The 10,597-nt window shown below is 59.5% G+C and carries 11 protein-coding genes and 3 tRNA genes; 1 reads left to right on the plus strand and 13 read right to left on the minus strand.

Going from position 1 to position 10,597, the window contains the following annotated elements; all coding sequences use genetic code 11:
* The 13 genes from ACUVTU_RS12560 to ACUVTU_RS12620 form a co-directional block, all read right to left on the minus strand.
* Positions 1–1,673 (minus strand): thiamine pyrophosphate-dependent enzyme (locus ACUVTU_RS12560; RefSeq protein WP_445890303.1); only part of this gene is annotated, 1,673 nt, incomplete at its 3' end.
* A gap of 539 nt (positions 1,674–2,212) precedes the next feature.
* The gene (locus ACUVTU_RS12565; RefSeq protein ID WP_083906137.1) at positions 2,213–2,437 is read right to left on the minus strand and encodes a type II toxin-antitoxin system HicA family toxin; all 225 of its coding nucleotides are present in this window, start codon (positions 2,435–2,437) and stop codon (positions 2,213–2,215) included.
* Positions 2,434–2,661, minus strand: coding sequence for a type II toxin-antitoxin system HicB family antitoxin (locus ACUVTU_RS12570; RefSeq protein WP_445890304.1), 228 nt, complete (start codon positions 2,659–2,661; stop codon positions 2,434–2,436). Before ACUVTU_RS12570 ends, ACUVTU_RS12565 begins: the two co-directional genes overlap by 4 nt.
* Before the next feature lie 144 nt (positions 2,662–2,805).
* Positions 2,806–2,880 (minus strand) — tRNA-Gly (locus ACUVTU_RS12575).
* Positions 2,881–3,053: 173 nt separating this feature from the next.
* Positions 3,054–3,515: a hypothetical protein gene (locus ACUVTU_RS12580; RefSeq protein ID WP_445890305.1), complete on the minus strand. Its 462-nt coding sequence runs from the start codon at positions 3,513–3,515 to the stop codon at positions 3,054–3,056.
* A gap of 124 nt (positions 3,516–3,639) precedes the next feature.
* Complete coding sequence (locus ACUVTU_RS12585) at positions 3,640–3,825, minus strand: hypothetical protein (RefSeq protein ID WP_445890306.1); 186 nt, start codon at positions 3,823–3,825, stop codon at positions 3,640–3,642.
* A gap of 133 nt (positions 3,826–3,958) precedes the next feature.
* Positions 3,959–4,768, minus strand: coding sequence for a hypothetical protein (locus ACUVTU_RS12590; RefSeq protein WP_445890307.1), 810 nt, complete (start codon positions 4,766–4,768; stop codon positions 3,959–3,961).
* A 42-nt stretch (positions 4,769–4,810) separates the two neighbouring features.
* A complete protein-coding gene (locus tag ACUVTU_RS12595; protein WP_445890308.1) occupies positions 4,811–5,479 on the minus strand; it encodes a PspA/IM30 family protein in 669 nt (222 codons plus the stop codon).
* 206 nt (positions 5,480–5,685) lie between these two features.
* Positions 5,686–6,081, minus strand: a complete 396-nt coding sequence (locus ACUVTU_RS12600) for a DUF350 domain-containing protein (RefSeq protein WP_445890309.1) — start codon at positions 6,079–6,081, stop codon at positions 5,686–5,688.
* 93 nt (positions 6,082–6,174) lie between these two features.
* Positions 6,175–6,250 (minus strand) — tRNA-Glu (locus ACUVTU_RS12605).
* A gap of 7 nt (positions 6,251–6,257) precedes the next feature.
* Positions 6,258–6,333 (minus strand) — tRNA-Lys (locus ACUVTU_RS12610).
* A 203-nt stretch (positions 6,334–6,536) separates the two neighbouring features.
* On the minus strand, positions 6,537–7,820 hold the full coding sequence (locus tag ACUVTU_RS12615; RefSeq protein WP_445890310.1) for an adenylosuccinate synthase: 1,284 nt from the start codon (positions 7,818–7,820) through the stop codon (positions 6,537–6,539).
* 51 nt (positions 7,821–7,871) lie between these two features.
* Positions 7,872–9,260 (minus strand): NAD(P)/FAD-dependent oxidoreductase, encoded by a 1,389-nt coding sequence (locus ACUVTU_RS12620; RefSeq protein WP_445890311.1) that lies wholly within the window; start codon positions 9,258–9,260, stop codon positions 7,872–7,874.
* Positions 9,261–9,937: 677 nt separating this feature from the next.
* Between ACUVTU_RS12620 and ACUVTU_RS12625 the strand changes: the two genes are divergently transcribed.
* Entirely contained in the window at positions 9,938–10,576 is a 639-nt protein-coding gene (locus ACUVTU_RS12625; protein ID WP_445890312.1) for a hypothetical protein, read from the plus strand.
* The last annotated feature ends 21 nt before the right edge of the window (positions 10,577–10,597 follow it).

Below are 10,597 nucleotides of genomic sequence, written 5' to 3' on the forward strand. Positions count from 1 at the left end.
ATGTCCAGGGCCGGGGCCGGTGTGCCGCTGGCCGTGCGGTCCAGGCCGGGGTGGGGCTGGTGGCCGGTCATGGCCGTGGTGCGGTTGTCCAGCACCACTACGGTAATATCCGTGCCGTTGTACACGGCGTTGATCAGGCCGGGGAGGCCGGTGTGGAAAAAGGTGGAGTCCCCGATAAAGGCGATGGGTTTGCGCTGCGGCTCGGCCCGCTTCAGCCCGGCGGCAATGGTTATACCCGCGCCCATGCACAGGCAGGTATGGGTGGCCGAGAGAGGGGGCATGACCCCCAGGGTATAGCAGCCGATGTCGCCGCAGAAGATCACGTCCAGGTCGGCAGTGGCCTGCCGGGCGGCGTAGAAGGAAGCCCGGTGGGGGCAGCCGGCGCACAGCACAGGCGGGCGCAGGGGCAGGGCGGGTGCGGCAGCGCTGCCGGTTTGGCCGGTGGATGCGGTGCGGGCGGCCTCGATCTGCTGCTGGCTGGAGCAAGGTGTTTTAGCGGCGGGCTGGACTTTTCCGGCCGTTTCGGGACCGGGTTCTGCTGGCAGCTGGTGGCTGCATGTGCCGTCCGGGAGAGCGGTATCTTCCTGGTTTTTTTTGCCCTCAGGGGTTTCCCCTGCGGGCAAGGAGTATAAACGAGCAGCATCCAGGGCCAGGCGCCGGGCAAACTGCTCCAACACGCGCCGCACTTTGTCCACATCCAGTTCGCCCTCCCGGGGCACCAGGCCGTCCAGCTTGCCCGACACAGTCACGGGCAGCTGTTCCCGCCAGGCCAGCAGGGCCACCTGCTCTTCCACCACGGGGTAGAGTTCTTCCACCACCAGTACATGCCTGACCCGGTGCAGCAGTTGCCGCACCGGCTGCTCAGGCAGGGGGTAGGGTGTACCGATGTGCAATACGGTGGCCTCTATGCCCGCCATCTCCAGCGCTTCCAGCACATAACCCGTGCTGACCCCGCCGGCGATGATGCCCAGCGGCCCGGCGGCCTGCTGTTCCAGGCGGTTGAAGGGCGACTGCTGCAGAATTTCCCGGGCGGTGTCCTGCCGGGCATTCAGCCAGGGGTGGCGGCGGGCGGTCAGGGAAGGCAGGATGACCCAGCGCGGGTCTTTGTCAAAGCCTGCTACCTGCCGCCGTGCCGGGCGGTTGTCGGACAGGGGCACATCCTGACAGACATGACACACCCGGGTGGTGGGGCGCAGCAGTACGGGCAGGCCCAGCTGTTCGGAAAGGTCGAAGGCGTAGCGGGCCATTTCCCGGGCCTCCCGGGGCGTGGCCGGGTCCAGTACGGGCAGTTTGGCCAGGCGGGCCACAAAGCGGCTGTCCTGCTCGGTCTGCGAGCTGTGCGGGCCGGGGTCATCGGCCACCGCCAGCACCAGCCCTCCTTTAATGCCGATATAGGCCAGGCTCATCAGGGGATCCAGGGCCACATTCAGGCCCACCTGTTTCATGGCCGCCAGGGCCCGCGCGCCGGCGTAGGAGGCCCCGGCAGCGGTCTCCAGGGCCACTTTTTCATTGACCGACCATTCAGCGTATATCTTGTGCTCCCCGGCCAGTTCGGCCAGGGTGGCCAGGATCTCCGAGGAGGGGGTGCCCGGATAGGCGGCGGCCACCTGCACGCCCGCTTCCAGGGCGCCGTAAGCGATGGCCTGGTTGCCCATGAGCAATTTTACTGTCACTGGCAATCACTCCTATAGGTGTAAATTGGGCTGGGCAAAGCTGGCTCGAATTGTTCCGGGAGCTTGAGCAGGCGGGCAGGCATCCCCTGTCTGCGGTGGTCGCTGAAGGCAGTGGGTGCCTTATGCGGATGAAGCAGGGGTGGTCTGGGAAGGGGAAAAATAAAAAACCGGGCACCTTGAGCCCGGTTTTCCTGTAAGCAATCGCTACTCCGGTGTTTTTTGGAAAAAACAAAAAACACCCCTCATCTCGGCCCCGGCTCTGCTCAGCTCTGCTCCGCTCGGCTGGTTATGCAGTTGTCGTTCCGACCGGTCTTTGTACCGGTATAGCTTTACTGGTTGCTCCACTTGGCCAGCGCAACGATACACTGTTGCAGCGCTGATGGTTACTCTGCTCGAAACTAATTATATTGTCTGTAACCTGTGTCGTCAAGACTGAATATAATAGATTTTTGTCCCGCTCCCCGGGGATTGACTTTGCCGCCCGCTGGCGGGGCAGGTGCCAGGTATAAACATGATCAAGACCGCCCATAAGGGCGGCTTTAGAGTAGGTCTATCAATTCTTCTACGGTCAGCCCGGCCTGGTTGAGGATGGACTTAACAACAATGGGGCTAAGCACTTCGCCTGCATGTACCGGCACCGTGACGAGCGGGCTTCCCGGTCTGGACAGGTGGTGATGACTACCGGATACTCTCACCACTTCAAACCCTGCCCTCTGCAAGGCTCTTAAAATTTCCTTTCCTGTCACTCGGGGTAGCCGTGTCATACAACACTTACCTGCACTTCTGCAAATTCCACATCGCTGTCAGGAATCGGCTGGCCTATTGCCTTAGCTGCCTCAAGGTAGCCGGTTATAGCTTCCTGGATACGCTCCAGAGCTTCTTCTCTGTTTTTACCCTGAGTGATACAGCCAGGTAGTGCCGGCACAGTGACGACAAACACCTTTTCATCCGGGCACCATTCTAGGATTACTTTAAACCTGCGCTGCATTTTGGTTTTCCTCCCTTGCGGCAGAGTGCAGGTATACTGAAATTTGGGGCCATTACTTTTTAATATATCATAGCACAGCGCAAAAGATAAGCAATGCGGTAAAAACACAAAAGGCTTCCTTAATTACAGAAGCCTTGTCAAACCTGGAGCGGGCGACGGGACTCGAACCCGCAACCCCCAGCTTGGGAAGCTGGTGCTCTACCGTTGAGCTACGCCCGCCTGCAGTTAAATAGTATACCATATTTGGCGCCTTTGTCAATGGAAAAGGCGTTTGCGGGGCCGCACCGGCAGCGTGCCGAAAAGATGCCGGATGCAGGAAGAGCAGTGGTCGAAAAAACCCGGGCCGGCAAAAAGCACCTGCCGGCCCGGGCAGGTGCTTAAAAAGCGGGGTTTTACTCCTCTTCCCTTTCACCCTCATCTTCATCCCGCCAGGGATGGCAGGGCGGGCAGGGCGGTTTGTCGCAGGGCGGGTCGCAACAGGGCAGGCCGTCCTCGCAGCGTTTGGCGCTGACAAAGACCGAATCTGTGGGACGGAAGGCAAAGATCTTGATCAAAAACATTTTGTTGGTGGCGCAGACCGGAAAGAGCCATTCGCCGCACTCGTCGGTGAAGGTGTGCCCTTCCGAAGTCAGCTGGACATGACAGTCGCAGGGGTCTACCGGCTTGCCGCAGGTGTCTTTAGCCGGCAGGGAAAAGATCTTGACCACGGCGCCCTCCACGGGCTGGCCGTTGCAGTCAATCACCCGCCCGTGCAGTACCGAACGGTTTTCGTCACACAGGGTCAGGTTGCCCACATCCACCTGTTTGCCCGGCGGCACGTTTTTTATTCTGTAACGGGTTAGCCTGAAGCTCATAAAATAACCTCCCGACACGATATTCTGCCTCATCATACGTGTCCGGGAGGCGGATGGTGTTAAATTTACGGCAGGTATGTTCTGCCAGTTGAGGCTGCCGGTCCAGCGGGCCGGAACTGGTGGATTATTTCAATATCCCGATTTCCCGCTGCAGGTCGGTGTTCACCCAGATGCCATCGAAGCCCGCGGGGTCGGGGTCGGCCACCGCCACGTAAATCCATTTGCCCTTGACCTGGGTGACCACGCCGTCAAAGCCGTTGTCCTCGCCGTCGCGGCGGATGAAGACGCGTTTGCCCTGCAGAAACTCCATGGTCATTCCTCCTGTTCCGGTGGTGTATCCTGTGCGTACGCCTATTACCCGGGCGCGGCCGGCTGCCCAGAGCAGATTCGCGAGCCGCAAAATTCGCCCGGATAACCCCCGCCTGGGGGAAGCGGGAGAGGCGTCATCTTTTGAGCCTGGTTTTGTGCACCAGCCAGATAATCACTATGGCCAGCACCAGCAGGGTGATGAACCAGGTTAAAAGGCGCGGGGCGAAATAGTGGTAGCCAAAGGGCGTGTAGTAATAGTTGGGCTGGAAAAAGAGCCGGGCGTACCAGGGCAGGCTCCAATAATAGTCATGGTAGTAGTAAGGTGGCCGGGGCACTTTTCCGTACACGCCCACCGGCGGTTTGTACGGGTACTTGATCTTGTCCTGGTAGGCGGGCAGATCCCAGCTGCCGCTGTAGGAACCGGTGGCTGTGCGGTAGGAGGTTGTGCCCGTGCTGTAGCCTTTGCCGGTCTGGCCGTAGTCCTGGCTTAAAGCGGGCGGCGTGCTGCTGCGGGGGGTGGTGAAGCTCTGCTGACCGGTGCTGTATCCTCCTCCGGCGCTGTGCTGGCCGCCGCCCGGGCTGTTGGTGGCTGCCGGGGCCGGGCTGTTCTCCGGCAAAGCGGCTCCCGGGGTAGTGGTTTTGCCGCCCGCCGCATTGCCCGAAGTGGTGCCGGACAGTCCGGAGCCGCTTTGAGTGCTGCGGGAGGAGGAAGCGAAGAAACCTCCCCAGCTTTTGCTGCTGCCCGAGGAGCCGAAAGAGCTGTGGCTGCTGCTCAAGCCGCCTCCCCGCGGGGCGCTGGAAAAACTGCTGCGCCCCCCGCCGGAAAAGCCGCCCCGGCCGCCCCGGGCCAGGGCGGCGGCCGGCCAGACCAGGGCGGCCAGCAGGAAGGCCAGTAGGCACAGCCAGGCCAGGCTGCGGGGAGGGGTAGTGCGGGTATTTTTCATGATTAATCCATCCCGGTTTATTTTTTAGAAGAGAACTGGCGGCTACTGGCCCAGTTCCTTCTTCAGGGCGGCCAGCTCGTCTTCCACGGCCGCCTTGCCGGCCTCGGCCTGCAGACGGGCGAATTCATCCTCCAGGGTGTTGTTTACCGCCAGGTTGGTGGCCCGGGCTTCGGCCTCCAGCCGGTCCACCTTGTCCCGCATGCGCTCGAAGTCGCTCAAAGCGTCCAGCCGGGACAGTTTTTGCACGGCCTGGCCGGCTTCTTTCATGGCTTTGGCCCGCCGTTGGCGCAGCACCAGTTTTTCGCGTTCATCCCGGGCTTTCTGCAGCTTTTCCTCCAGCTGGCGGTAGCTTTGGCGCAGCTCGGCCACCACTTTTTCCTGCTCGGCCAGCTGCAGTTTCAGATCGGCCAGCTTTTGCTCGGCGGCCTGCTTGCGCTCTAAAGCGATGCGGGCCAGGTCGTCCCGGTTTTGCTGCACAGCTACCCGGGCCTGGCCAAGCCAGGACTGGATTTCGCTTTCGGCAGCCGCAATTTTTTGCCGCAGCTGCAGTTCATCGGCTACGGCCCGGTTGACCTGCAGGTTGAACTCTTTAAGCTGTTCCAGGGCCCGCTCGATGTACAGGTTGAGCATTTTTTCCGGGTCTTCGGCCCGGTCGATTAGATCGCGGAAATTGGCTTCCAGAAGGTCTTTTAATTTGCTGAACAGTCCCATGTGCCGCCCGGACACCGTTAAAGCTTGCAGGGAGTATAAACAGTCTGCATGATCGTATGGCTGCGCCTGTTCCCCTGTGCCCGCAGTGCCGGGCTGTCCCTCCTTTCGTTAAAAACCGAGTCAGTGTTTTTTCATGCGGCGACAAAAGTAAGCAGAAGTAACTGGAAGCTCAACGCTGATGTCTGACGTCCGAAGTCCGACGCCCGTTAAAAGATGCTGGCACCGATGATCTGGCTCACCGCCAGGGAAAAGACCAGGGACAGCGCCCCCACTGCCACATTGCCCCCGGCAATTTCCCGGTTGACGTTGAGGCGCGGGGTGAGCCATTCAAAGACCGGGTAGACTAAAAGCAAAAGCACCATGCCCAGAAGGCCCCAGACGATCGTGTCCACGGCACCCGTGTTGCTCAAAATGGCATAGTGCATAATGTTGGCCATGCCCAGGATCTTGCCGCCCAGGGCCAGCGCCGCCGCCACATTGCCTTTGGCGATTTCCTCCCAGTCGTTGTAGCGGGTGAGCCGGGTAAAAATATAGATGGTCAAAAGCACCAGGGCGGTTGTGATTACAAAACAGGTCAGGGCCGATTCCAGTTGCCAGAGCAAATTATCACCGCCTTTCCTTCAGATCAATTATACACCAGATAATTAAGCATTGACATAAAAAATAAAGCTGCCTTTATAGGCAGCTTTATTTGCTGGTGACCCCTACGGGATTCGAACCCGTGTTACCGCCGTGAAAGGGCGGTGTCTTAGACCACTTGACCAAGGGGCCTGGATAATGGTGAGCCATGGTGGACTCGAACCACCGACACCCTGATTAAAAGTCAGGTGCTCTACCGACTGAGCTAATGGCCCACTTGTCATCAGCAATAATGATTGTACACAAAAGGTGCTGGCCTGTCAACTGGCTAGCGGTTTTTTATGCGCAAAAAGAGCTGGTATTTTTGGGCAGGGGGCGCGGCCGGGTGACCGCGCCCCCATAGCGTGTACGCAAGCAATTCTCTTTCCTGGACTGCCGGGCATTTTCTAAAGATCGAATTCCGATGACTGCCGGCCGCTTAAAACAGCTCCTGCAGCACCAGGGTTTGTTCCCGGCCCGGCCCCACGCCGATAATGCCTATGGGTACGCCGCACAGCTCTACTATGCGCTCCAGATAGCGGCGGGCGCTGGCCGGCAGTTCAGCGTAGTGCCGCACCTTGCTGATATCCTCCTGCCAGCCGGGCATTTCTTCATACACCGGTTGGCATTCGGCCAGCTGGGTGAGGGTGGCCGGCAGTTCGCGAATGACCTGCCCCCGGTACCGGTAGCCCACGCACAGGCGTAATGTATCCAGACCGGTGAGGACATCCAGCTTGGTGATGGCCAGGCTGGACAGGCCGTTGATGCGCACAGCGTAGCGGGCAATCACCGCGTCGAACCAGCCGCAACGGCGCGGCCGGCCGGTAGTGGTACCGAATTCGTGGCCTTTTTGCCGCAGGTATTGGCCTGTGGCATCGGCCAGTTCGGTGGGGAAAGGCCCCTCGCCCACCCGGGTGACATAGGCCTTGGCCACGCCAATCACCCGGTCGATGCGGGTGGGGCCCACCCCGCTGCCGTGGCAGGCACCGGCCGCCACCGGATAGGAGGAGGTTACATAGGGGTAGGTGCCGTGGTCGATGTCCAGCAGCGTACCCTGGGCGCCCTCAAAGAGCACATGGCGGCCCGCTTGCAGCGCTTCATCTACGATTACCGACACGTCGGCCACAAAGGGGGCCAGCCGGCGGCCGTAGGCCACATATTCGTCATACAGGGACTGGTAGTCAAAGCCGCTTTCTCCGTAATATTTTTCCAGTAACTCGTTTTTATCCTTCAATACCGCCTTAAGGCGCTGGGCAAAGGCGGGCGGATCAATCAGATCGCACATACGGATACCTACCCGGGCCGCTTTGTCCACATAGGCCGGGCCGATGCCCCGGCCGGTGGTGCCGATTTTGCCGGCGCCCCGCCGCTTTTCTTCACACAGGTCCAGTTTGCGGTGGTAGGGCATGATCACCTGGGTGCGCGGACTGATGCGCAGGTTGGCGGTGGAGATGCCCTGTTCAGCCAGCCGGTCCACTTCCTGCAAAAAGACCGCCGGGTCCAGCACCACGCCGTTGCCCACCAGGCACATTTTTTCCGGATAGAGGATGCCGGAAGGGATCAGGTGCAGCTTGAATTCTTTGCCGTCGACCACCACGGTGTGGCCGGCGTTGTTGCCGCCCTGGTAGCGTACCACCAGATCGGCCTGCGCGGCCAAAAAGTCGGTGATCTTGCCTTTGCCTTCGTCTCCCCACTGGGCACCTACTACAACTACCGATGCCATAATGCTCCCCTCCCCGCTGCCCCGGAGGGCAGCAGTTATATATATTATTATTTACAGGCGCCGCAGGATTTCCCGCGCCGCGATCACGCCGGCGGCCGAAGCCTGCACCAGGCCGCGGGTTACTCCGGCCCCGTCGCCCGCGGCGAACAGATTTTGCACCGCGGTTTCCAGCTGCGGGGTCAGGGTAAGGCGGGAAGAATAAAATTTCACTTCCACACCGTAGAGCAGGGTATAGCGCGAGTAGACACCCGGAGCGATCTGATCCAGCGCCTTGAGCATTTCTACAATGGCCACCAGATGGCGGTAGGGAAAGACCAGGCTTAGATCCCCCGGGGTGGCCTCGGCCAGAGTGGGCACGGTCAGACTCTTGGACAGGCGGCTCTGGTTGGTGCGCTGGCCGGCCAGCAGATCGCCCAGCCGCTGCACAATCACCCCGCCGCCCAGCAGGTTGGCCAGGCTGGCGATGTATTTGCCGTAGGCGATAGGTTCTTTGAACGGCTCGGTAAAGGTCTTGCTCACCAGGATGGCGAAGTTGGTATTTGGGGTCTTTTTGTAAGCGTGGGAGTGGCCGTTCACTGTAATCAGGCCGTCATTGTTCTCCAGCACCACTTCGCCGTAGGGGTTCATACAGAAGGTGCGTACCTTGTCGTCAAAGGTCTTGGAATAATAGATAAACTTGGCTTCATAGAATACCCTGGTCAGCGGTTCCATCACCGCGGCCGGCACTTCCACCCGTACGCCGATGTCCACCGGGTTGATCTCGGTGGAAAGGCCCAGTTTGCGGGCTTCGCCGGCCAGCCATTCGGCCCCTTCCCGGCCGGGGGCTAAAATCACCTGTCCGGCCGAGATGACCTCGCCGCTTTGCAGGCGCACTCCCCGGGCGGTGTGGTCTTCCACCATAACTTCGGCTACCGGGCACTGGGTGCGGATTTCCACACCGGCGGCCAGCAGGTGGTTTTGCATGTTTTGCAGGATTTTCATGCAGCGGCCCGTGCCCAGGTGCCGGATGACCACCGGAATTAACTTGAGTTCGGCGTGCACGGCCTGGCGCTGGAATTTTTCAATCTCGGCCTGCTGTTCCAGTCCGAAGACCTCATTGGGGGCGCCAAACTCCAGGTAGGTTTCGTCCACATAGCGGATCATTTCCATCAGCGCGCTTTCGCCGATGTACTGGTCCAGCGTGCCGCCGATCTCGGTGGACAGGGTCAGCTTGCCGTCGCTGAAAGCGCCGGCGCCGCCCCAGCCGCAGACCGTGGAACAGGGCCGGCAGTGGTAGCACTGGTTGTTTTGTTCCTTGGAGGGACAAAAACGTTGATCCAGATTGCGGCCCTTTTCTAAAATCAGCACCTTCACGCCGGGCTTTTGCCGGGTGAGCTCCAGGGCGGCAAAGATGCCGGCCGGGCCGGCTCCCACAATAACCACGTCATAATTTTTGGACATAGATCATCCCTCCTGACTGGGCGCCATTAGTCTTCTCCAAACCGAACATGGCCTGTGCTTTTGCGCATAAAAAAACCCCAAATGGGCAGCGTGGCGCCTGCGCACATTTGAGTAGAAAAGCGAACTTTGCAGTTTTCATACTGGCTGGCGGTTGTTCCATATTTAGAAGCAAGATAACCACACCACAACATCTTACATGTTAAAGTATAATTTGCCCATTGTCAAGATGTAATACGGGCATGTGCTATATTCAGGCAGCTTCCCCTGCTGCGCCTGTATCCGACAAAGTACCGGTGGCGGAGGCACCTTGATTGGGGACAAAGACCGGGATAAAACAGGAAGGTATTATGATCATTGGCTAAAAATACCAGATAGTTTACATAAAAATGTTAGAGGAATTGGCCGGGGACTGGAGAATTAGAATTGAAATTTGTGCGCGGAATTGGCAAGGGGGGTGCTGCGATAATATAGGAATGAAGGAAATATCTGTGTGCAGGGGCTGGAGTTTTGCCCGAGTGCGCCCCTTTAGCCGGGGGCTCTTTCAAAAAAGGAAGCGGTGAACTGCCGCGCCGAGATGGGCGCCAGGGTGCGGCAGGGAGCCAGTGGCGCAACCGGCCGGTGTAGCAGGAAAAAAGCCCGGTTAGGCGGGCAAATCCACTAATGAGGAGAGGTTAAAAGTGCGAGGCAAACTGAATGCGGTGGGTGTAAAACTGGCCGCCCTGCTGGTAGTGGTGCTGCTGCCCCTGTACAGCGGCATCATGTTGTACAATGCTTCCCGGGAGAGCAAAAACATCCTGGCCCTGCACCAGGAAAAGGCCACCAGCCTGGCCGTGGCCGGGGCGGCGGCAGTGGGGCAGCTGCTGGAGCAGGCTATTGCGAGCGGCCAGCTGACGCCCGAACAGGTCTTTGATGCCAATTATCAGGAAATCCCGGGCACCAACCCCAAGCGCTACCACACGGCCTATGACGGCTGGACCGATGCCCATTTCCCGGCAGTCATTGACCGGTTTTTGCAGGATGAGGATGTTATATTTGCTGCGGCCATGGACCGCAATGGCTATTTACCCACCCACAACAGCAAATACCGCCAGGGCGATTTTAATAGTCCCCAGAACCGCACCAAGCGCATTTTCAGTGATGAAACCGCCAAAAAAGCGGCGGCCAACACTGGCCAGCCCCTGCTCCAGGAATACAGGCGGGATACCGGAGAGATTGTCTGGGATGCTTCGGTGCCCATCCTGGTGCAGGGCCGGCAGTGGGGCGTGTTCCGGGTGGGCTATTCTATACCTGGATCCGTGATACCATCTCACCAATAACCATTTTCAGGCATAATCTGG

The organism is Desulfurispora sp., from assembly GCF_052744395.1.